Raw genomic sequence first — 20,074 nt, forward strand, 5'->3', positions numbered from 1 at the left:
CGGCGGCTTCGAGGCGCCCGTTCGCACGCGCCGCATAACCGGTCAATTCAGCACAAAGGGGGTCCGTCATGGTTCGCAGGGGAACATTTCTAGGGGGCTGCGCGCTTGCCGCGCTCCTGACACCGATTAATGTCGCGGCAGCGCAGGATGTGCCGGGCGCAGCACCGGCGCGCGGCGAACCGGCATCCGACGACACGAACGATATCGTCGTCACCGGCTCCCGCCCGATCGCGGAATCGGAAGCGTCCGCGCTCGCGGTGCAGAAGAATTCCGTATCGCTCGTCACGGTCGCCGCGGCCGACAGCGTCGGTCGCCTGCCCGACCAGAACATCGCCCAGGCGACCGGACGCCTGCCCGGCGTGGCGGTCGAGCGCGACCAAGGCCAGGCGCGTTACATCTCGCTGCGCGGCGCCCCCAATTACTGGACCACGCTCTCGTTCGACGGGATCAACATCGTCAGCCCCGAAGGCCGCGATGCGCGGTTCGATTCCATCCCCTCCGCGATCGCGTCGCAGATCGTGGTATCGAAGGCGGTGACCCCGGAAATGCCGGGCGAGACGGTGGCGGGCAACGTCAACGTCATCACCCGCTCCGCCTTCGACTATTCGGGCGCGCACTTCGCGGGCAAGGCCGGGTTCGGCATCGCCGAGCTCGGCAACCGCAAGCAATATGAAGGCTCGGCCGTCGTGTCCGACCGCTTCAACCTGGGCGGCGGCGAAGTCGGGGTGCTGCTCTCGGGCAGCTATTACCAGCGCGAAATGGTCACCGACAATTTCGAGAATGATTACGAGCGTCTCGCGCAGGATACGCGGCCCGGCAATGCGACGCGTTTCTGGGCGCATGAGACGGAGAACAAGCTGTACCGCCTCACCCGCCGCAACTGGTCGGTGTCCGGCCGCGTCGACTACAAGCCCGATTCCGACAACACCATCTCGCTGCGGTCGATCTACACGATCTTCACCGACGATGAGGCGCGCGACAATTACCGTTTCGATCTCGACGACCGCCAGGGCGACCTCGTCGCCAACAGCGCCGCCTGCCCGACGACGGTCAACACGACCCCGACGACCAGCGGTTACGCCGATATCTGTATCGGCAACACGCCGCAAAAGGGCACGGTCTACGGCATCGATATCCGCCAGCGCTCGACCCTGCGCGCCTTCCGCCAGTCGATCTTCACCAACACCATCGCCGGGGATCATGATTTCGGCGACAGCTGGCACCTCGCCTGGGTGGGCAACTATACCCAGTCGAAGGACGATCGCTCGGTCGTCGGCGAAATCGCCTGGGACAGCCCCAGCACCCGCACCCTGCGCCCCACGGTCAGCTATGATTTCAGCGACCCGAATTTCTCGCGTCTGACGCTGTTCACCACCACGCAGCTGAGCGGCCCGACGCGCTATCAGGCCGGCACGCAAGTGACCGCGATCGACAGCTTCACCAAGCCGCCATCGTCCTTCACCGTGCTCGATGCGGTCGACACGACCGATGCCTATACCGGCAAGCTGGTCCTCTCGCGCGAAACCGCGCTGTTCGGCGGCGACGCCGTGTTCAAGGCAGGGTTCCAGTTCGATCAGCGCACCAAGACCGCCGACGAAGAGCAGATCCTGCTCAGCACGGCGGCGCAGTTCGCCACGGTCGGGCTGCCCAACGACTTCAACCAGTTCGCGCTGAACGATCCCTTCGCGGGCAAGATTCCGCTGGGCTACAGCTTCCATTATTTCGACACGGACAAGATGCGCGCCGTGTCGGATGCCGCCCGCGCCAACTTCACTTTCGCGCCCAACACGGCCAACAACTACAAGGTCCGCGAGCAGGTCTATGCCGGCTTCGTGATGGGCACGGTGAAATATGACTGGGGTTCGGTCCTCGGCGGCGTTCGCGTCGAGCATCTGAAGAACCGCGGCGAAGCGATCGCCACGGTGGGCGCCGTCACGGGTCCGGTGGTAGCGGAATCGAGCCAGACTCTGGTTTTCCCGAGCCTCCACCTCAATTTCGACGTCGATGACAGCAAGAAGCTGCGGCTGTCGTTCAATTCGGGTGCTGCCCGCGCCGATTATGATCAGCTGCGCCCCAATGTCGTGGTCAACGATACCAACCAGTCGATTTCGGGCGGCAATCCGGCGGTGAAGCCCGAGCGCGCCTATGGTGTCGATGCCTATTTCGAATGGTATGTGCGGCCGCAGGGATATCTGATGGCGGGCCTGTTCTACAAGAAGGTCAAGGACGTGCTGTATCGCCAGACGCGGACCTTCGGCTCGAATGCGCTGGACACCGCCGGGTTCGACCGGTCGTCCTACACCTTTACCGGCATCACCAATGGCGGCGACGGGCGCGTGTTCGGCGCGGAAGTGGCGGCCCAGCTCCAGATCGAGCCCTGGACCAGCGATCTCGGCCTGCCCGGCTGGATGGGTGGCTTCGGCATCTCCGCCAATCTCACGGCCAATGACAGCGAAGTGACCAAGCCGGTGATCGGCGCCGTCCCGGCGCGCAAGGTGCGGCTGCCCGGTACGTCCGACCTGATCTACAATGTCGGCGCCTATTACGAGAAATACGGCCTGTCGCTGCGCGTGCAATATCAGCGCCGCAGCACCTGGCTCGACGGCATCGCCGACGACCTGACCGATGCCGGCGACACCTATTGGGCGGCGGACGACGAAATGGACATCTCGGCGCGCTACGCGATCACGAAGAATTTCGAGATCTATGCGGACGTCTCGAACGTGCTCAACCAGCCGGGCCGCCGCTATTCGGAGCCGGGCAATCTGCTGACCGCCACCGGCACGCCGAGCCCCACCAGCACGATCCAGACGATCGAATGGGAGCGGTTCGGCCGGCGCTATTCCGGCGGGGTGCGAGTCAACTTCTGAAGCCTGGCCATCGCAGGGTGGCCCTGATGCGGGAGAGGGGCGGTGACCGCGCGGTTACCGCCCCTTGAACAGCCCGCCCAGAATGCCGCGCACCAGGCCGCCGACGATGCCGGCACCCGCGCCGCGTGATGAGCCGAACACGGCCTTCGACACTTCGGTCGCGACCGAGCGGCCGACCGCCGAGGAGGCGGAGCGGGTGGCGGAGGTGATGGCGCGGTTCCAGGGCGAGTTGGCGGCGGTGCGTTCGGCCTCTTTCTGCTGCTGGGCGGCGAGCTTCGCCTGGCGGTCCGCCTCGCGCTGGTCGGCGATGCGCTGGCGCTCTGCTTCCTTGGCGGCGCGGGCGTCTTCCTTGGCCTGGAGCGCGGCGGCCTTGTCCGCTTCCGTTTTCGCGGCGGCCTCGGCGGCGGCGGCGCTGGCTTCCTGCGACTTGGCGGACAGGATTTCCTCGGCGGATTCGCGATCGATCAGCGTGTCGTATTTCGACCCGATCGGATCGGTCTGAATCATCACGCCGCGCTCGACCGGGGTGACCGGGCCGACGCGCGAGGCCGGCGGCTTGATCAGGGTACGCTCGACCGGCGCGGGGGCGCCGTCGGGCAGGAGCAGCGAGACCAGGGCTTCGCCGACCTTCAGTTCGGTGATCGCCTTTTCGACATCGACGCCGGGATTGGCGCGGAAAGTGGTGGCGGCCGACTTCACCGCTGCCTGGTCGCGCGGGGTGAAGGCGCGCAGCGCGTGCTGGACGCGGTTGCCGAGCTGGCCGGCGACGGTATCGGGGATGTCGATCGGGTTCTGCGTGATGAAATAGACGCCGACGCCTTTCGAGCGGATCAGGCGCACGACCTGCTCGATCTTCTCGAGCAGCGCCTTGGGCGCATCGGCGAAGAGCAAATGCGCTTCGTCGAAGAAGAAGGCGAGCACCGGCTTGTCGGGGTCGCCGACCTCGGGGAGATGCTCGAACAGCTCGCTCATCAGCCAGAGCAGGAAGGTGGCGTAGAGCTTGGGGCTCGCCATCAGCTTGTCGGCGGCGAGGATGTTGACGATGCCGCGGCCCTTGTCGTCCACGCCGATGAAGTCGCTCATCGTCAGCGCGGGTTCGCCGAAGAATTTGTCGCCGCCCTGGCTGCGCAGCTGGAGCAGCGAGCGCTGGATCGTCCCGATGCTCTGCTTGGAGACATTGCCGAGCGTGGTGGTGAGCTCGTCGGCGCGCTCGCCGCAATTGACCAGCATCGCCTGGAGATCGTCCAGGTCGAGCAGCAGCATGGCCTCCTTGTCGGCGACATGGAAGGCGATGGTCAGCACGCCTTCCTGCACTTCGTTCAGGTCCATCAGGCGCGACAGGAGGAGCGGGCCCATCTCGCTGACGGTGGTGCGGATCGGGTGGCCCTGCTCGCCATACAGGTCCCAGAACTGCACGGGATTGTCGGCGTAATGCCAGTCGTCATAGCCGATCTCCTTCGCGCGGGCGGCGAAGATCTCGTGCATCTTGGAGGTAGGGGAGCCGGCCATGGCGAGGCCGGACAGGTCGCCCTTCACATCGGCGACGAAGCACGGGACGCCGGCGGCGGACAGGCCGTCGATGATGCCCTGGATGGTGACGGTCTTGCCGGTGCCGGTGGCGCCCGCGATCAGGCCGTGGCGGTTGGCGCGCTTTAGCTCGAGCTGCTGGCGCTGCCCGTTCGCATTGCTGCCGATGAAGATGCTGGTGCCGTCCGCCATAAGGTCCTCCGGAGTTGGGCCGGCGGTATTGCGCGATTCAGCGCGGGACGGAAGGTGCGGCCGTTAAATTCCTCCCCATCGCCGATGGGGAGGAAAAGAGGCTTACTTGATCTTGACCGCCAGGAAGCGGCCGGGATTCTTGCCGCGCTGGACCAGCAGCGCGATCGAGGTGCGGCCGGCCGCCTTCGCCTGAGTGATGACCCCGGCGAGATCGGCGGCGGTGCGGGTGGGCACGCGGTTCGCCGAGATGATCACGTCGCCGCGCTGCAGGCCCTTGGTCGCCGAGTCGCTCGACTGGTCGACATCGACGATCACCAGGCCCTGCACCGTCGGATCGAGGCTGAGGCTGCGCGCGATGTTCGGGGTCAGCGGCTGGACCGACAGGCCGATTGCATTCGCGCTGGCCTGCTGGCTTTGCGTGCCGCTCTCGGGCAGGCCGTCATCGTCGTCGCCGCCGTTCAGGCTGGCAAGCGTCTCTTCCGATGGACGCGTGCCGACCAGCGCGGTGAGCGTCTGGCGCTTGCCGTCGCGGATGATCTCGAGCGGGACGCGCGTGCCTGGCGCCGTGTTGGCGACGAGATAGCTGAGCGTCTGATCGGGAGTGACATCCTTTCCGCCGACGCGGACGACGACGTCGCCCTGCTTCAGCCCGGCCTTGTCGGCGCCTTCGCCCGGCTCGACCCGCGCGATGATCTCGCCCTGGTTGGCGGGGAGGCCGAACGCACCGGCGATATCCTCGGTGATCGGCTGGATGCCGACGCCGAGATAGCCGCGCTTGACCGCGGTGCCCTTCATCAGCGTGTCGATGATCGGCTTGGCTTCCTCCGCCGGAATGGCGAAGCCGATGCCGACATTGCCGCCGGTCGGCGACAGGATCTGCGAGTTGATGCCGATGACGTTGCCGCCGAGATCGAACATCGGGCCACCGGAATTGCCCTGGTTGATCGACGCGTCGGTCTGGATGAAGCGGTCATAGGCGCCGCCCTGGCCGGTCACGCGGTGCAGCGCCGAGACGATGCCGGCGGTGACGGTCGAGCCCAGGCCGAACGGATTGCCGATCGCGACGACCCAGTCGCCGACACGGGCGCGGGCCGAATCGCCGAACTTCACGAAGGGCAGGCCCTTGGCCTCGATCTTGAGCAACGCAAGATCCGACGCGGGATCTCGGCCGATCAGCTTGGCGGTATATTCCTTGCGGTCAGTCAGGGTGACCTTGATCGATTCGACCGTGGCGCCCTTGGCGCCGGCCGCGATCACATGGTTGTTGGTCACGACATAGCCGTCGGGCGAAATGATGAAGCCCGAGCCGAGCGACTGCGCCTCGCGCGTGATCGGCTGGCCGTTATTGCCCTGGCCCTGACCCTGACCCTGGTTGAACTGGCCGAACAGGTCGCCGAACGGGGTGCCGGCAAACGGATTGGTCTGCTGCACGGTCACGCGCTGCGTGGTCGAGATGTTGACGACGGCCGGCTGGAGCGTGGCGACCATGTCGGCAAAGCTCATAGGCGCGCCGGCCTTGGGGGCGGTGGCGGCGATGGTGCCGGGTTCGTTCTGCGCGACCTGACCTGCTGGCGGTTCCAATGTCATGGCGGCGGCGGCGCCGCTCAGCAGCAGGGCACCGGTAATGGCGTAAGCATAGCGCACTTGGGTCGTTTCCTCTCGTCTGCCGTATCGCGACAACCGCCCGTTTTGCGGATGGTTGCTGAACGGCGATTGAATATGAACCGTCTGAAAGCTTCCGGGGAAGATTCAGACTCAGCGGCTCCCCTTGAATTCCTTCAGATAGGCATTGTCGGTCGACAGGACCATCGACGTCGTGCCCTTGGTCGTCGGATCGCCGTCCGCGCCGAACGTGTGCCGATAGGACTGCATCGCCCGGTAGAAGTCGTAGAAGCCCGGGTCCTTGCTGAAGCTCTCGGCATAGATGCGCGCGGCGTTGGCGTCGGCTTCGGCGCGGATGATCTGCGCCGCCTTCTGGCCCTGTGCGATGGTCGAGGCGCGTTCCTGCTGGCGCGCGGTGCGCATCCGGGCGAGCGCGCTTTCGAGCGGGCTGCCGTCGGGCAGGTCGGCATGCTTGATGCGGACGTCGACGATCTGAACGCCATACTGGCCGGCGAGGCGCTGCAGGCCGGCCTGGATATTGTCCATCACCTGGCCGCGTTCCGGGCTGAGCAACGCCGCGAACGGACGCTTGCCGAGCTCGTTGCGCAGCGCCGAGCCGAACAGCGGCTGCAGCGCGTCGATCACGCGCTGTTCGGTGTTGGACGAACTGCCGGTCGAAACCACTGCCTTGAGCGGATCGACGATCCGGAAACGGGCATAAGCGTCCACCTCGAGCCGGAGCTGGTCAGTGGAGATGACCGGGGTATTCTCCAGATCGACGTCGAGCACACGCTTGTCGACCCACACGAGCCGGTCGATAAAGGGCACGCGCGCGATCAGGCCGGCGCCGGTGCTGCCGAACTTCTCGTTCGGGCGCCAGCGGTTGATCGCGTCGCCGACCGGCTGCTCGAAGCGCAGGATCACTGCCTGCTTGGTCTCGGGCACGATCGCGAACGTGCTCGCGGCGAGGATCACCAGCAGCATCAGCGAAATGCCGATGGCGACCGGGTTGCGGAAAAGGGCGTTCATTGGCCGCCTCCCTGCACGGGCGCGGGGGTTGTCGCGGTCGCCGCGGGAGCATCCGGCAAACGGCGGGCGGTGCCCGACAGCGGCAGATAGGGAACGACGCCCGAGGCTTCGACGATCGTCTTGTCGGTCTTGGCCAGAACCTGCTCCATCGTCTCGTAATACATGCGCCGGCGAGTCACCTCGGGCGCCAGCTTGTACTGTTCGTACACCTTGTCGAACGCGGCGGCTTCGCCCTGGGCGTGGGCGAGCACCTGCTGCGCATAGCCGCGCGCCTGGTTGGTCATGCCCTGCGCTTCCTGCTGGGCGGCCGACACCGATTTGAAATCGTCCATCACCTGCGACGGCGGGGCGGCCTGCTTGATCGCGACGCCCTGGATGCGGATGCCGGCATTATAGCTGTCGAGGATCTGCTGCATCGTGTCCTGCACGCGCAGCTCGATCGCGTTGCGGCCCTGGCCGATCGCGTCGTCGAGCTCGGTCGTGGCGATCACGGCGCGCATCGCGCTCTCCGCCGTCGCGCGCACCGTCTCGACCGGATTGGCGATCTGGAAGGCGTAATCCTGCGGATTGCTGATGTCCCAGCGCACCGAATAATTGAGGTCGACGATGTTCTGGTCGCCGGTCAACATCAGATTCTCGCCCGCGCCGCCTTCGGCCGGGAAGGTTTCCGTGTTGATCTTGCGCACGTCGACCTTGGTCACGCTGGCGAAAGGCGCCGGCGGGGTGAGGCGGATGCCCGGCTCGATCGTGCCGGCATAACGGCCGAGATAGGTGACGACGCCGCGCTGCTGCGGGCCGATCGCGTGGAAGCTGGTGAAGACCAGCCAAGCGAGCACGACCAGGCCGATGCCGATCGTCCACAGGGTCCTGCCGTTCGGCGTGCCCGGGATGCGCGGGCGGCCGCCGCCCGATCCATTGCCGCCACCGCCGCCGCGGGCACGGCGCAGAAACTCGTCGAGCGCGCTGGGAGCGGCGCCGCGCGGCCGGCCCTGCGGCGGCACCGACCAGGGGTTGCGCGGGCCGCCGTCATTGCCGTCGCCCGAACCAGCCTTGTCCGGACCACCGCCGCCCCAGGGGCCTTTCGGATTATCGGACTGAAGGATGGTGAAGCGCTGTAGCCAGCGGGGAAGGGTCGTCATGACTCCTTTATAGGACCGTAGCGGCGGAAAAACAGTGGCAAGCGCCGTTAACGCCCCTATCTGCGCAACGATGACCGATATCGCCGCCCTGAACGCCGCCCTCGACCCCATTGCCGGAAAGCGCGTGACCGCGCGGATCGAAGGCGACAAGGCGAGTATCTTCCTCGACGTGACCGGGCTGGACGAGGCGGGCCGCGAGGCGATGGAGGCCGATGTGCGCGCCGCGGCCGAGGGCGTTCCGGGGGTCGCGACCGTCCGGATCGCGCTGACCAGCCAGCGCACGCGTAGGCTGCTGATCGCGGTGGCGAGCGGCAAGGGCGGGGTAGGCAAGTCGACCGTCTCCGCCAATCTCGCCATCGGCCTGCAAGCGCTGGGGCGGCGCGTCGGGCTGGTCGATGCCGATATCTACGGGCCGTCGCAGCCGACCCTGATGGGCGTGCAGGGATCGCGGCCGACCGCCAAGGACAAATTGCTCGAGCCGGTGGCGACACCCTATGGCGTGCCGCTGCTGTCGATGGGGCAGCTCGTCGCGCCCGACCAGGCGATCGCGTGGCGCGGGCCGATGGCGGCGAACGCGCTCGGCCAGCTGATCGATGCCGACTGGGCGGCGCAGGACACGCTGGTGATCGATCTGCCGCCCGGCACCGGCGACGTGCAGCTGTCGATGATCCAGAAGCACAAGCCGGCCGGCGCGGTGATCGTCTCCACGCCGCAGGACCTGGCGCTGATCGACGCGCGCCGCGCGATCGACCTGTTCGCCAAGGCGGGCGTGCCGGTGATCGGCATCATCGAGAATATGGCGGGCTATATCTGCCCGCATTGCGGCGAGGTGTCGGATCCGTTCGGCCGGGGCGGCGCGGAAGCCGCGGCGGAAGAGCTGGGGATCGAGTTCCTCGGCCGGATCCCGCTCGACATGGCGATTCGCTCGGCCTCCGACGCGGGCGTGCCGCCGGCCAGCGGGAACGGTGTCGAGTCCCTGGCGTTCTCGGGCATTGCCCAGCGCGTGTTCCACTGGATCGAACAAGGACGATAGCATGCCATTGACCAGCGATGCAGAGATCAAGGCGCTGCTCGAGAGCGTGCGCACCATTGCCCTGGTCGGCGCCTCGGACCGGCCCGACCGGCCATCCTACCGGGTGATGCAGTCGCTGCAGGTGCATGGATACCGCGTGATCCCGGTCAATCCGCAGATCACCGGCGAGCATGTGCATGGCGAGTTCGTGTTTCGCGAGCTGGCGCAGCTCGGCGATCCGATCGACATGGTCGATATCTTCCGCAATGCCGCCGCCGCCGGCGACGCGGTCGACCAGGCGATCGCCGCGGGGGCGAAATCGGTGTGGATGCAGCTCGGCGTGGTCAACGAGGAAGCGGCGGCCCGCGCCGAGGCGGCGGGGCTGAAGGTCGTGATGGACCGCTGCCCCGCGATCGAGATTCCCCGGTTGGGCGTGGCGCCGATCGCCGATTGAACGGCGCTGGTCGCGCTTGCGCGCGGGAGGGCCGCACTGCATGATGACCGCGACTTCGGGAGTCGCGGATCATGCTGGCATTGCTCACGATTCTGGCGCTCCAGGCGGCGCCGGCCACCAGGGCCGAGCCGGAGCGATGGTCGATCCTGGTGCCCGTGGCGGACGAACCGTGCCGGCCTTCCCGCAAGACCGATAGCGAAGACGGGAACGGCGCGGCCCAGACAAACAGCAACGGCGATGTGGTGGTATGTGGCGACGCGCTGCCGAGCCAGCGCCTGCCGCTTCCCGGAGAAGCCGTTTCCGACGGCCCGGTGCCGGTCAATCGCGACCTGACCGGTCGTGGCGCGCTGGCCGCGGAAGGGACACCCTGCGCGGTGCGGCAGGGCGGATGCCAGTCGAGCTTCGGGCCGCCGATCATCCCGATGATCGTCGGCGCGGCCGGGCTGTTGAAGGACGCGCTGAGGAAGCGCCCCGACAAGACGGGCCGGATTCCGATCCCGCTCGACGATCCCCAGCCACCGGCAACCGCCGCGCCCGCGAAATGATCGGCACCGCGCTGCTGATGCTGCTTCAGGCCGCCCCGGACGAGGCGCTGGTGCGCTACCGCGCGAAGACCGCGGCCGGGCCGCGCTGCGCCACCGCGGCTGACCCGGCCGAGGTGACGGTGTGCGGGCGGCGCGACGCCGATCGCTACCGGGTACCGCTGATCGAGCGCGACCCGGCCGACCCGAAGAATGAAGGCGTGCCGATGGAGCGCGAGCGCCTGTTCGCCCGCACCTCCAATTGCGAGGAAAAGTCGGTCTTTCTGGTCGGCTGCGGGAAAGTGGGCGTTTCGGTCGGCACCAATGGCTTCCACCTGGCCGGGGAGCGTCCGCTCGCGCCCTGACAATGCGCGCAACCTATTGATGGTCCGGCAGTTGTGTTTCCCGCAGGCGAACAGGGAACCCGACCATGATTGTGCTCACCATGTTGTTGATGGCGGCTCCACCGGTTGCGGATCACGTGCGGGTGAAACGTCCGGCGGTGGTGCGCACGGTGAAGGCCAGGCGCAAGGGGCGGCGCCCGCGCAGGCCGATCTCGATGTCGGTGATCAAGCCTCGGACGCTCGGCTGTGCGGGCGACCCGATCTGCGTCACGGGGAATTCCCAGTCGCGCTATCGCCTGCCCCTGCCGCAGACGCCCGAACCGACGACCAAAGATATGGCGCTGGCCGAGGACGGCACGCGGTGCGCGCTGATCGGCCAGACGATCTGTCCGCGCCGAACCCGCACCATCATCCATATGGGCGAAGCAGCGCCCGGGGTGCCGGCCTCCGCCGTGATTAAATGACCGCGTCTCAGCCGAGGATGTGCATCCACATCGGCTGACCGGCGAGGCTCTGCGACCCGCGCAGCTTCTCCAGCGCCTGGGCTACCGCGCGCTCCGGCCCTTCATGGGTGACGATCGCGACGAGCACGGTGCCGTCTGGCATCGCGCCGCGCTGCATCAGGCTTTCGATCGAAACCCCCGCGTCGCGCATCGCCGCGGCGATCTCGGCGAGCACGCCGACCTTGTCGGCGACGGTGAAGCGGACATAGGCGCGGCCGCGGCGTTCGCCGGTATCGGCGGGCGTGTGCACCGCTAGCGCCCTGGCGGGCATGGCATAGGCCGGGCCGAACTCGCCGCGCGCGATGTCGATCAGGTCGGCGACCACGGCCGAAGCCGTCGGGCCGTCGCCCGCGCCGGCGCCCTGGAACAGCAGGCGGCCGACGAAATTGCCCTCGGCCACGACCGCGTTGGTCGCCCCGGTGACGTGCGACAGCGGGTGGCTGGTCGGCACGAGATGCGGATGGACGCGCTGGAACAGCCCGCCCGGACCGTCCTCGGCGATGCCGATCAGGCGCACGCGGTAGCCAAGCGCCGCGGCCTCGGCGATATCCGCGCCGAGCAGGTGGCGGATGCCGCTGGTCGCGACATCGGTAAAGGCCGGGCGCGTGCCGAAGGCGAGGCTGGCGAGGATCGACAGCTTGTGCGCGGCGTCGACGCCGTCGATGTCGAAGCTGGGATCGGCCTCGGCAAAGCCGAGCGCCTGCGCTTCGGCCAGCACTTCGGCAAAGTCGCGGCCCTCGGCCTCCATCTTGGACAGGATGAAATTGCAGGTGCCGTTGAGGATGCCATAGACGCGCGCGATCTCGTTCGCGGCGGCGCCTTCGCGCAGGCCCTTGATCACCGGGATGCCGCCCGCGACGGCCGCCTCGAACTTCAGCGCGACCTTGGCGGCTTCGGCGGCTTCAGCCAGCTCCAGCCCGTGATGGGCGAGCATCGCTTTGTTCGCGGTGACCAGGCTCTTGCCGCCGGCGAGCGTCGCGCGGGCAAGGGCGAGCGCAGGGCCATCCGACCCGCCGACCAGTTCGACCACGACGTCGGCGCCCTCGTAACGCGCGAGCGCGCTGGTGTCGTCGACCCATTCGAACCGGCCGATATCGACGCCGCGATCCTTGGCGCGGTCGCGCGCGGAGACCGCGACGATCTCGATCGGCCGGCCGGCGCGGCGCGCAATCAGCGCGCCGTTCGCGTCGATCAGCCGGATCACGCCGCCGCCAACGGTTCCAAGCCCGGCAAGTGCGACGCGTAGCGGTTTGGTCATGTCAGCCCCAATTCGTCATGCTGAACTCGTTTCAGCATCCATGCGCGATCATTCGTCGCGCGCGTGCGGCCTATGACCGCGCTTGGACCCTGAAACAAGTTCAGGGTGACGTTGATTTTCTTGAGGCCGCCCCGGTTACTTCTTCACCAGGCCGATCTCGACCAGGCGCTCGTGCAGATAGTCGTGCGCGGTGATCGGCGTCGGATAGCGGTTGGGATTTTCCGGCGTGATGCAGCCGGGCAGCGTCTCGATCAGGAAATCGGGCGCAGGGTGCAGGAAGAAGGGCATGGAATAGCGCGAATGACCGCGGCGCTCGGGCGGCGGGTTGACGACGCGGTGCGTGGTCGAGGGCAGGACATGATTGGTCAGGCGCTGCAGCATGTCGCCGACATTGACCACCATCGCGCCCTCGGGCGGGCGGATCGCCAGCCAGCGACCGTCGCGGTCGAGCAGTTCGAGTCCGGCCTCCTCGGCGCCGAGCAGCAGGGTGATGAGGTTGATGTCCTCATGCGCGCCGGCGCGGACACCCTCGGCATCGGCCGGAATCGGCGGATAATGCAGCAGGCGGAGGATCGAATTGCCGTCCTCGACCGCATGATCGAACCAGTTGGGCGCGAGCCGCAGGTGGCGCGCGATCGCCGACAACAACCGGTCGCCGGCACGGTCGAACGCGGTGAACAGCTCGAGAAAGGTCGCGGTAAAGCCCTCGGGCCGGGTGGGCCAGATATTGGCGGGCATGTCCGCGGCGAAACGGTGGCCGGTGGGGAGCTCGCGGCCGACATGCCAGAATTCCTTCAGGTCGACATGCTTCGCGTCCTTGGCGATCTCGGTCTTGAACGGCGTGTAACCGCGCTGGCCGCCACCGGCGGGCGTGAAATAGCCGCGCTTTTCCTCCTCGGGCAGCGCGAACAGTTCGGCGGTCTCTTTCCAGGCGCGCGCGATCAGTTCCTGCGAAATGCCGTGATCGGCGATGACCGCGAAACCGAAGCGTTCGAACGACCCGCCGAGCGCGGCGGCAAAGGCATCGGGATCGGCCGCTTCATCCTTGAGCGACAGCGCGGGGACCTGGGCGGAAGGGGTATCGAGCATGACTGGTGTCCGTGATGGGGGATGAGCCATGATAGCGCCATCCCCCGGACACGAACAGTGCGCGGAACCGGAGGTTCCCCGACGCGCCGATCCGTCAGGCGGCCGCGCGCTCGGCGACAGGCCGGCGGCGCAGGGCCGCCTGCACGATCGACGGCGGCGAATAGGCCGCGCTTTCCAGCGGCGCCACGTCGATTCCCGGCGGCACGATCGCGTCGATGCGATCGAGCAGCTCGTCGCTCAGCACGACCCCCGCGCCCTCGAGCAGGCCGTCGAGCTGCTCCATGGTGCGCGGGCCGATGATCGCCGCGGTGAGCGCCGGGTGCGCCACGACAAAGGCCAGCGCCATGTGCATCAGCGAGATGCCGGCGCTCTCCGCCAGCGGGATGAGTTCCTCGACCGCATCGAGGCTGCCCTCGTCCGACATCGCCTTGGGAAAATAGCGCGTGCGGATCGAATCGGGCATCGGCGCGCCCTTGCGATATTTGCCGGTGAGCATGCCCTTTGCCAGCGGGCTCCACGCCATCACGCCCATCCCGTAGCGCTGGCAGGTGGGCAACACCTCGCGCTCGATCGAGCGGTTGAGGATCGAATAGGGCGGCTGTTCGGTGCGGAACCGCGCCAGCCCGCGCCGCTCGGCGATCCACTGCGCCTCGACGATATCGGATGCCGGGAAGGTCGACGCGCCGATCGCGCACACCTTACCCTCCCGCATCAGATCAGTGAGCACCGACAGCGTCTCTTCCACGTCCGTGTCCGGCGCGGGGCGGTGGATCTGATAAAGGTCGATATAGTCGGTTTGCAGCCGGCGCAGCGAATCCTCGACCGCCCGGGTGATCCAGCGCCGCGAATTGCCCTGCATGTTCGGATCGTCGCCCATCGGCCCATGAACCTTGGTCGCGAGCACGATATGCTCGCGCCGACCTTTCAGCGCCTTGCCGACGATCTCCTCGGATTCCCCGGCGCTGTAGCGATCGGCGGTGTCAATGAAGTTGATGCCGAAATCCACGGCCTTGTGGATCATGCGGACGCACTCGTCGTGATCGGGATTGGCCAGTTGCCCGAACATCATCGCGCCCAGACAATAAGGGCTGACCTTGATCCCGGTCCGGCCGAGGGGGCGGTATTGCATTTGTCTTCTCCTTCATCACGCGCTGGCGGATTGCCGGTCGGCGCCCTATAAGCATCAATCGGAACCTGTTTCCGTTTATACGGAACGTTGTTCCGTTTATCAAGGGCGGATGGAGAAGCGTGAGCAAGGACAGTTTCGACATGGTGCAAGCGACCGCTGAGCAGGGCCGGCCGGTCAGGGCCGATGCGCGCCGCAATCTCGATGCGCTGCTCCGAGCGGCCATGGCCGCGTTCACGGAATTGGGCGTGGACGCGCCGATGCGGGAGATCGCGGCGCGCGCGGGTGTCGGGGTCGGAACGCTGTACCGCCACTTTCCCCAGCGATCGGACCTGATCAAGGCGATCATCCGGCAGGAAGTCGATGCCTGTGTCGAGGCCGGCGCGGTCTTCGCGGCAACGCAGGCGCCGGGCGAGGCGCTGACCTCCTGGATGCTGCGCCTGATCGATTTCGTCGCGACGAAACGGGGCCTGGGGCCTGCGCTTCATTCGGGCGACCCGGCCCTTCAATCGCTTCCCGACTATGTGTTCGGTCGACTGACGCCGACGCTGCGCGGCTTGCTCGATGCCGCGGCGGCGGCCGGCCTGATCCGTGCCGATGTGGACGCCGGCGAGCTTCTGCTTGCCGGCCTCCAGCTGGCAACGCCGATCGCCGGCGGCGACACCGCGCAGGCGCGGCGCATGATCGCCCTGCTGGTCGACGGCTTGCGTTACGGCGCGAGTGGGCCCGCGCAAAGCAAAGGCTAGTGTCCCGAGTCGGAAGGTCGTTGCATTAGAAATCCGCCGTCAGCATGATGGAAGTAAAATATTTACCAGCGACCTTCCGATTCAGGGCATTAGTTGACCGTGATGACGCCCTTCGACTTGTCGCTGCCGTCGCTGGTCAAGTCGAGCTTGAACGGCTTCTTCTCGTCGGTGGTGCCGGTCAGGCCGTTGCCGTCCGGCACGACGGTGAAGCCCGCGCCGTTGAGCTTCTGCTGGAACCAGTCGCGCACCGTCGCCGGGGCGGCCGGGCTCTGGAAGGAGACACGCACGCGGCCATTGTCGTCCTCGCGGGACTTGCCCCCGTCATGCGCCTCCACATTCATCCCGGAAATGGTCGAGCCCGGATAAAGATGGACGCCGTTCATCTCGAAATCGTCCGCATCGAGATGAATCTTGGGCAGGTTGAGCTTGCCCGAGAAGCCCGGCACGTTGATCGCCACCGCACCGGTATTGCCGTCCATGCTCGCCACGACATTGCCGTCGGAATCGGTGCTGTTGATCGAGATCGAGGTGCCGGTCTTCGAATCGTCGCAGGCGGAAAGCGTGGCGGCCAGAGCGATCGCTGCCAGCGGCGCGGCCAGGGAACGAAGCATGGGGCAGTCTCCAAGGGTGAATTAGTTAAGTAACACACTAATTCCTGACAGGAGCGGCGTCAAGCATTTCCGGCGAAACTTGGGGGTGACCTGCGTCGGCGCATCTGCGACAGGCCTCCGCATGACTGCCGCTTCGTCCCCCGACTCCCGCAACATGGCGCCGTTCGGCTTTCGCGAATTCGTCGTGATGGTCGCCTCGCTGATGGCGCTGGGCGCGATCGGGGTCGACACGATGCTGCCCGCGCTGCCGGCGATCGGCGAGCGGCTGGGCGTCACGACCGAGAATGAGCGGCAATATGTCATCGCGATCTATCTGATCGGGCTTGGCGCCGGGCAGCTGATCCATGGTCCGCTGGCCGACCGGTTCGGCCGGCGGCCGGTGATGATGTGGGCGCTGTTCCTCTACGGGGTCGGCAACGCGGTGGCGGCGGTATCGGGCAGCTTCCAGCTGCTGCTGCTCGCCCGGCTGCTCGGTGGCGTCGCGGTCGCGGCGACCCGGGTGGTGACGATCGCGATCGTGCGCGACTGCTATTCGGGCCGGCCGATGGCGCGGGTGATGAGCCTCGCGATCATCGTCTTCATGATCGCGCCGGTGTTGGCGCCGACCCTGGGGCAGTTCATCCTGTTCTTCGGATCGTGGCGGCTGATCTTCAGCGTGATCGCGGTGCTGACCGCGATCGTGCTGGTCTGGTTCGCATTGCGCATGCCCGAAACGCTGGCCGGCGAGCGCGTGCCCTTTTCGGTCGGGCGGCTCGCCGAGGGCTACCGCACGACGCTCACGGATCGCTGGTCGCTCGGCTATACGCTGGCGGGTACCGCGCTGCAGGGCGCGCTGTTCGGCTATATCACCTCATTGCAGCAGATCGTGACGACGGTGTTCGATGCGGAGAAGCATCTGAATCTCGTCTTTGCCGGCACCGCGGGCATGATGGCGGCGGCGAACCTGCTCAACTCGCGCCTGGTGATGCGGCTCGGCTCGCGCTTCCTGTCGCACAGTGCCGTGGTCTTTCTGATCCTGATCTCATCGGTGAACGTCGCCAACTGGTTCCTCGGCGGCGAGAGCCTGATCCTGTTCGTGATCCTCCAGGCGCTGACCATGGGCTGTTTCGGCCTGGCCAATGCGAATTTCAACGCCATGGCGATGCAGGATATGGGCGATATCGCGGGCACGGCCTCCAGCATTCAGGGTTTCATCAGCGTGACCTTCGGCGCGGTGATCGGCATGTCGATCGGCCAGTCCTTCGCGGGTACGACCCTGCCGTTGCATATCGGTACCTTGTGCTGCGCGCTGATCACCCTCGTCATCATCGCGGTCACCGAGCGCGGCAGGCTGTTCCGGCCGCATTGACTTGCGCTTCGTCGCAGACGGCGGAACCGCTTTGATGTAATCTCGTTCGCCTGATGATCCGCGATTCCGCGGCTGGGAGACGGACGATGAGCATGGGTGGCTATCAGGTACCTGGCGAAGGCACCGGCGACGACGGGTTCGACGAGGAAGGCTATGACGAGAGCCAGCGCGCCGAGATCCTGGAGGTCACGCGCGACGGACCGACCGACGGCACCATCCTGACGGATCTCAATCCGGACATCGGCGACGAAGACGATGACGACGACGATGTCGAGATGGAGAGCGACGAGATCGGCGACGAAGACCCGGATGCGGATGAAGACGAAGACGACCTTGTCGAGGACGAGCTCCAGGAGGATTTCGAGGACGACGATGTCGACGAGGACGATCTGGGGGATGCGGACGACGCGACGCTCCGCCCATGAGGTGGCGCGGGAGGGCCGGATTGACGGCCCCTCCCGCCGCTGAATAGGATCGTCGGCGCAAGGAGTTCCGCCATGCCGACCGATCCCCGTATCGACGCCTATATCGAGAAGCAGGCCGAGTTCGCGAAGCCGATCCTGCGCCACATCCGGACGCGGATGCATGCCGCCTGCCCGGACGTGGTCGAGACGGTGAAATGGAGCCGCCCCTTTTTCGATTACAAGGGCAGCCCGCTCGCCATCATGTCCGGGTTCAAGGCGCATGCGAGCTTCGGCTTCTGGCGCCGCGATGCGCTGGCGACTGGCCAGGAAGGCGAGGCGATGGGGCAGTTCGGACGGCTGACCTCGATCGGTGATCTGCCCGGCGACGCCGAACTCGACGCGCTGATCCGCGAAGCGGCGGCGCTGGTCGATGCGGGCGATGGGGCGATCAAACGCAAGGCAAGGCCCGCCAAGCCTGAACTGGAGGTGCCACCGGAACTGGCCGACGCGCTCGCGGGCGACGCCGTCGCGAGCGCCACGTTCGATGGTTTCCCGCCAAGCTGCCGCCGCGAATATGCCGAATGGATCGCGGACGCCAAGCGCCCGGAGACGAAGGCCAAGCGCGTTGCCGAAGCAATCGGGATGCTGCGCGAGGGCAAAAGGCGGAACTGGAAATATGAGCAGTGATGCGTGGGCGCAGCCAGGCGGCGGCCTCCGGCTGACCTTGCACTATCTCCCGTAATATTTCGCGACCGGTCGCTTGCCGTGTGTGTCTTCCATGTTATGGTATAACGTCACCATTGCGAAGGAGGACATGATGAGCGCACGAGCCCTGGCCTATCGGCAACCCCGCATCGACCATTCCGAGCCGCTGTCGGCGTTGAACATCACGCCGCTGATCGACGTGTTGCTGGTGTTGATCGTGACCCTGATCCTCACCATCCCGATGATGACGCACAAGGTGCCGATCGACCTGCCGACCGGTGTTCCCGGACCGACCCAAACCAATGTGATCCACCGGATCGACCTGAACGCCGCGGGCCAGATCGCGCTCGACGGTACTCCGGTCGACCTGGTCGAGTTGCGGACGCGGCTCGATGCGATCCGCGCCGATCCCGATGCGCAGCTGCAATTCAGCACGGACGGCGCGGCGCGCTACGAGCGGTTCGACCAGATTCTCGCGGTGATCAAGCGCGCCGGCATCACCAGGCTCGGCTTTGTCGGGAACGAGAAGTTCCGGAACTTCGACGCGGTCGAATAGCGACCAGCGACGGGATGCCGGGGAACGTTGCCGCGTGGCGCGGCGTTGGGGCGTTCCCCTGCAACCGACAAGGTCTTCATCCCATGCGCTATTTCATCGCGCTTCCGCTGCTGCTCGCGGCGGGCTGCTCGCCCGACAAGTCGGGTAGCAACTCGGTCGACATCAATACGGCCGCCGAGCAGGCGCAAGGCAGCGTCGATGCGTATGCCAACAGCCAGGGGGCCGATAGCCAGGGGAACGAGACCGCGCCGGTGGCGGAGGTGGCGCCCGGCGCGGCGGCGACACCCGCGCCGCTGACCCCGCCCGAGCCCGGAACGCCCGGCGGCCTGCCCGACGATCGCACCCCGATCTCCGAGGCGCCGTTCACGCCCGACAGCGCGCAGGGCGCGTCGAACGTGGTGCAGACCTATTATGCGCTGCTCGGCGAGGGCAAATACCGCCAGGCCTGGGCACTGTGGGACGATGGCGGCAAGGCATCGGGGATGAGCGCCGAGGCGTTCGCCGCGAGCTTCGCCAAATATACCGAATATCACGCCAATATCGGCGCGCCGGGCGAGATCGACGCAGGCGCGGGGCAGCGCTACGTCACCGTGCCGGTGCAGGTCTATGGCCGGCTGAAACAGGGTGCGGCGCCGGTCTATATGCTGGGCAGCGTCACCCTGCACCGCGTCGGCGACATCGACGGTGCCACCGCGGCGCAGAAGAGCTGGCATATCCGCAGCGCCGACATCAAGCCGCGCCCGGGCGGCAAGCCGACGCCGGTCGCGAGTGTCCCCGCGACGGGCATCGTCACCGCCACCTATCGCTGCGTCGACGGCAGCCGGATCAATGTCCGCTTCGACAAGGGCGCCGATACCGCCACCTTGCGGTCGGGCGGCAAGCTGGTCGCGGTGCTCAAGGGACAGCGGCCGGCCTCGGGCATCTGGTATGCCGCGCGCGGATACGAGCTGCGCGGCAAGGGGCAGGACGCTACCTTCACGCAGCCGGAGATGCCGCCACTGGCATGCCGCGCGAACTAGGCTAGTCGTACCGGGACTT

The 20,074-nt window shown here is 66.9% G+C and carries 20 protein-coding genes; 12 read left to right on the top strand and 8 right to left on the bottom strand.

The window, feature by feature from the left end; genetic code table 11:
* Positions 1–68: 68 nt before the first annotated feature.
* On the top strand, positions 69–2,870 hold the full coding sequence (locus ACZ1I2_RS09065; RefSeq protein WP_465174345.1) for a TonB-dependent receptor: 2,802 nt from the start codon (positions 69–71) through the stop codon (positions 2,868–2,870).
* Between the two features lie 54 nt (positions 2,871–2,924).
* On the opposite strand, the gene ACZ1I2_RS09070 is transcribed toward ACZ1I2_RS09065, so the two are convergent.
* The 4 genes from ACZ1I2_RS09070 to hflK all read right to left on the bottom strand — a co-directional run bounded on the left by ACZ1I2_RS09070 (position 2,925) and on the right by hflK (position 8,359).
* Complete coding sequence (locus tag ACZ1I2_RS09070) at positions 2,925–4,589, bottom strand: helicase HerA-like domain-containing protein (RefSeq protein WP_465174344.1); 1,665 nt, start codon at positions 4,587–4,589, stop codon at positions 2,925–2,927.
* Positions 4,590–4,691: 102 nt separating this feature from the next.
* Positions 4,692–6,233, bottom strand: coding sequence for a Do family serine endopeptidase (locus ACZ1I2_RS09075; RefSeq protein ID WP_465170011.1), 1,542 nt, complete (start codon positions 6,231–6,233; stop codon positions 4,692–4,694).
* A gap of 111 nt (positions 6,234–6,344) precedes the next feature.
* Positions 6,345–7,220, bottom strand: a complete 876-nt coding sequence (gene hflC / locus ACZ1I2_RS09080; RefSeq protein WP_465170010.1) for a protease modulator HflC — start codon at positions 7,218–7,220, stop codon at positions 6,345–6,347.
* Positions 7,217–8,359, bottom strand: coding sequence for a protease modulator HflK (hflK, locus tag ACZ1I2_RS09085; RefSeq protein WP_465170009.1), 1,143 nt, complete (start codon positions 8,357–8,359; stop codon positions 7,217–7,219). The genes hflC and hflK overlap by 4 nt, the downstream gene beginning before the upstream one ends.
* Before the next feature lie 70 nt (positions 8,360–8,429).
* Between hflK and ACZ1I2_RS09090 the strand changes: the two genes are divergently transcribed.
* From ACZ1I2_RS09090 to ACZ1I2_RS09110, 5 genes are all read left to right on the top strand, one after another.
* On the top strand, positions 8,430–9,392 hold the full coding sequence (locus tag ACZ1I2_RS09090) for an Mrp/NBP35 family ATP-binding protein (protein WP_465174343.1): 963 nt from the start codon (positions 8,430–8,432) through the stop codon (positions 9,390–9,392).
* A 1-nt stretch (position 9,393) separates the two neighbouring features.
* Complete coding sequence (locus ACZ1I2_RS09095; protein ID WP_465170007.1) at positions 9,394–9,825, top strand: CoA-binding protein; 432 nt, start codon at positions 9,394–9,396, stop codon at positions 9,823–9,825.
* A gap of 71 nt (positions 9,826–9,896) precedes the next feature.
* Complete coding sequence (locus tag ACZ1I2_RS09100; protein ID WP_465170006.1) at positions 9,897–10,370, top strand: hypothetical protein; 474 nt, start codon at positions 9,897–9,899, stop codon at positions 10,368–10,370.
* Complete coding sequence (locus ACZ1I2_RS09105; RefSeq protein WP_465170005.1) at positions 10,367–10,711, top strand: hypothetical protein; 345 nt, start codon at positions 10,367–10,369, stop codon at positions 10,709–10,711. The genes ACZ1I2_RS09100 and ACZ1I2_RS09105 overlap by 4 nt, the downstream gene beginning before the upstream one ends.
* 65 nt (positions 10,712–10,776) lie before the next feature.
* Positions 10,777–11,154: a hypothetical protein gene (locus ACZ1I2_RS09110; RefSeq protein WP_465181621.1), complete on the top strand. Its 378-nt coding sequence runs from the start codon at positions 10,777–10,779 to the stop codon at positions 11,152–11,154.
* 7 nt (positions 11,155–11,161) lie between these two features.
* Here ACZ1I2_RS09110 and ACZ1I2_RS09115 read toward each other — a convergent pair whose 3' ends face one another.
* The 3 genes from ACZ1I2_RS09115 to ACZ1I2_RS09125 form a co-directional block, all read right to left on the bottom strand.
* Positions 11,162–12,451 carry a homoserine dehydrogenase gene (locus ACZ1I2_RS09115; protein WP_465174341.1) on the bottom strand — a complete coding sequence of 430 codons (1,290 nt, stop codon included), beginning with the start codon at positions 12,449–12,451 and terminating at the stop codon, positions 11,162–11,164.
* Positions 12,452–12,586: 135 nt separating this feature from the next.
* Complete coding sequence (locus tag ACZ1I2_RS09120) at positions 12,587–13,540, bottom strand: isopenicillin N synthase family dioxygenase (protein WP_465174340.1); 954 nt, start codon at positions 13,538–13,540, stop codon at positions 12,587–12,589.
* Positions 13,541–13,634: 94 nt separating this feature from the next.
* On the bottom strand, positions 13,635–14,669 hold the full coding sequence (locus ACZ1I2_RS09125) for an aldo/keto reductase (RefSeq protein WP_465174339.1): 1,035 nt from the start codon (positions 14,667–14,669) through the stop codon (positions 13,635–13,637).
* 119 nt (positions 14,670–14,788) lie between these two features.
* Between ACZ1I2_RS09125 and ACZ1I2_RS09130 the strand changes: the two genes are divergently transcribed.
* A complete protein-coding gene (locus tag ACZ1I2_RS09130; protein WP_465170000.1) occupies positions 14,789–15,412 on the top strand; it encodes a TetR/AcrR family transcriptional regulator in 624 nt (207 codons plus the stop codon).
* An 89-nt stretch (positions 15,413–15,501) separates the two neighbouring features.
* Here ACZ1I2_RS09130 and ACZ1I2_RS09135 read toward each other — a convergent pair whose 3' ends face one another.
* Positions 15,502–16,023 carry a hypothetical protein gene (locus tag ACZ1I2_RS09135; RefSeq protein WP_465174338.1) on the bottom strand — a complete coding sequence of 174 codons (522 nt, stop codon included), beginning with the start codon at positions 16,021–16,023 and terminating at the stop codon, positions 15,502–15,504.
* A gap of 121 nt (positions 16,024–16,144) precedes the next feature.
* Between ACZ1I2_RS09135 and ACZ1I2_RS09140 the strand changes: the two genes are divergently transcribed.
* The 5 genes from ACZ1I2_RS09140 to ACZ1I2_RS09160 all read left to right on the top strand — a co-directional run bounded on the left by ACZ1I2_RS09140 (position 16,145) and on the right by ACZ1I2_RS09160 (position 20,055).
* The gene (locus ACZ1I2_RS09140; RefSeq protein ID WP_465174337.1) at positions 16,145–17,371 is read left to right on the top strand and encodes a multidrug effflux MFS transporter; all 1,227 of its coding nucleotides are present in this window, start codon (positions 16,145–16,147) and stop codon (positions 17,369–17,371) included.
* A gap of 92 nt (positions 17,372–17,463) precedes the next feature.
* Positions 17,464–17,796, top strand: coding sequence for a DNA primase (locus ACZ1I2_RS09145; RefSeq protein WP_465173978.1), 333 nt, complete (start codon positions 17,464–17,466; stop codon positions 17,794–17,796).
* Between the two features lie 72 nt (positions 17,797–17,868).
* Positions 17,869–18,462: a YdeI/OmpD-associated family protein gene (locus ACZ1I2_RS09150; protein ID WP_465174336.1), complete on the top strand. Its 594-nt coding sequence runs from the start codon at positions 17,869–17,871 to the stop codon at positions 18,460–18,462.
* 130 nt (positions 18,463–18,592) lie between these two features.
* On the top strand, positions 18,593–19,036 hold the full coding sequence (locus ACZ1I2_RS09155) for an ExbD/TolR family protein (protein WP_465169996.1): 444 nt from the start codon (positions 18,593–18,595) through the stop codon (positions 19,034–19,036).
* Positions 19,037–19,119: 83 nt separating this feature from the next.
* Complete coding sequence (locus tag ACZ1I2_RS09160; RefSeq protein ID WP_465174335.1) at positions 19,120–20,055, top strand: MliC family protein; 936 nt, start codon at positions 19,120–19,122, stop codon at positions 20,053–20,055.
* Positions 20,056–20,074: the final 19 nt, after the last annotated feature.

The sequence above is a fragment of the Sphingomonas sp. BL-S-29 genome (genome assembly GCF_055521495.1).

Excerpts from the sequence above, each read along its gene's own strand:
- ACZ1I2_RS09065 (WP_465174345.1), top strand. The coding sequence starts at position 69 with ATGGTTCGCAGGGGAACATTTCTAGGGGGCTGCGCGCTTGCCGCGCTC.
- ACZ1I2_RS09070 (WP_465174344.1), bottom strand. The coding sequence starts at position 4,589 with ATGGCGGACGGCACCAGCATCTTCATCGGCAGCAATGCGAACGGGCAG.
- hflC (WP_465170010.1), bottom strand. The coding sequence starts at position 7,220 with ATGAACGCCCTTTTCCGCAACCCGGTCGCCATCGGCATTTCGCTGATG.
- hflK (WP_465170009.1), bottom strand. The coding sequence starts at position 8,359 with ATGACGACCCTTCCCCGCTGGCTACAGCGCTTCACCATCCTTCAGTCC.
- ACZ1I2_RS09090 (WP_465174343.1), top strand. The coding sequence starts at position 8,430 with ATGACCGATATCGCCGCCCTGAACGCCGCCCTCGACCCCATTGCCGGA.
- ACZ1I2_RS09095 (WP_465170007.1), top strand. The coding sequence starts at position 9,394 with ATGCCATTGACCAGCGATGCAGAGATCAAGGCGCTGCTCGAGAGCGTG.
- ACZ1I2_RS09100 (WP_465170006.1), top strand. The coding sequence starts at position 9,897 with ATGCTGGCATTGCTCACGATTCTGGCGCTCCAGGCGGCGCCGGCCACC.
- ACZ1I2_RS09105 (WP_465170005.1), top strand. The coding sequence starts at position 10,367 with ATGATCGGCACCGCGCTGCTGATGCTGCTTCAGGCCGCCCCGGACGAG.
- ACZ1I2_RS09110 (WP_465181621.1), top strand. The coding sequence starts at position 10,777 with ATGATTGTGCTCACCATGTTGTTGATGGCGGCTCCACCGGTTGCGGAT.
- ACZ1I2_RS09115 (WP_465174341.1), bottom strand. The coding sequence starts at position 12,451 with ATGACCAAACCGCTACGCGTCGCACTTGCCGGGCTTGGAACCGTTGGC.
- ACZ1I2_RS09120 (WP_465174340.1), bottom strand. The coding sequence starts at position 13,540 with ATGCTCGATACCCCTTCCGCCCAGGTCCCCGCGCTGTCGCTCAAGGAT.
- ACZ1I2_RS09125 (WP_465174339.1), bottom strand. The coding sequence starts at position 14,669 with ATGCAATACCGCCCCCTCGGCCGGACCGGGATCAAGGTCAGCCCTTAT.
- ACZ1I2_RS09135 (WP_465174338.1), bottom strand. The coding sequence starts at position 16,023 with ATGCTTCGTTCCCTGGCCGCGCCGCTGGCAGCGATCGCTCTGGCCGCC.
- ACZ1I2_RS09140 (WP_465174337.1), top strand. The coding sequence starts at position 16,145 with ATGACTGCCGCTTCGTCCCCCGACTCCCGCAACATGGCGCCGTTCGGC.
- ACZ1I2_RS09145 (WP_465173978.1), top strand. The coding sequence starts at position 17,464 with ATGGGTGGCTATCAGGTACCTGGCGAAGGCACCGGCGACGACGGGTTC.
- ACZ1I2_RS09150 (WP_465174336.1), top strand. The coding sequence starts at position 17,869 with ATGCCGACCGATCCCCGTATCGACGCCTATATCGAGAAGCAGGCCGAG.
- ACZ1I2_RS09155 (WP_465169996.1), top strand. The coding sequence starts at position 18,593 with ATGAGCGCACGAGCCCTGGCCTATCGGCAACCCCGCATCGACCATTCC.
- ACZ1I2_RS09160 (WP_465174335.1), top strand. The coding sequence starts at position 19,120 with ATGCGCTATTTCATCGCGCTTCCGCTGCTGCTCGCGGCGGGCTGCTCG.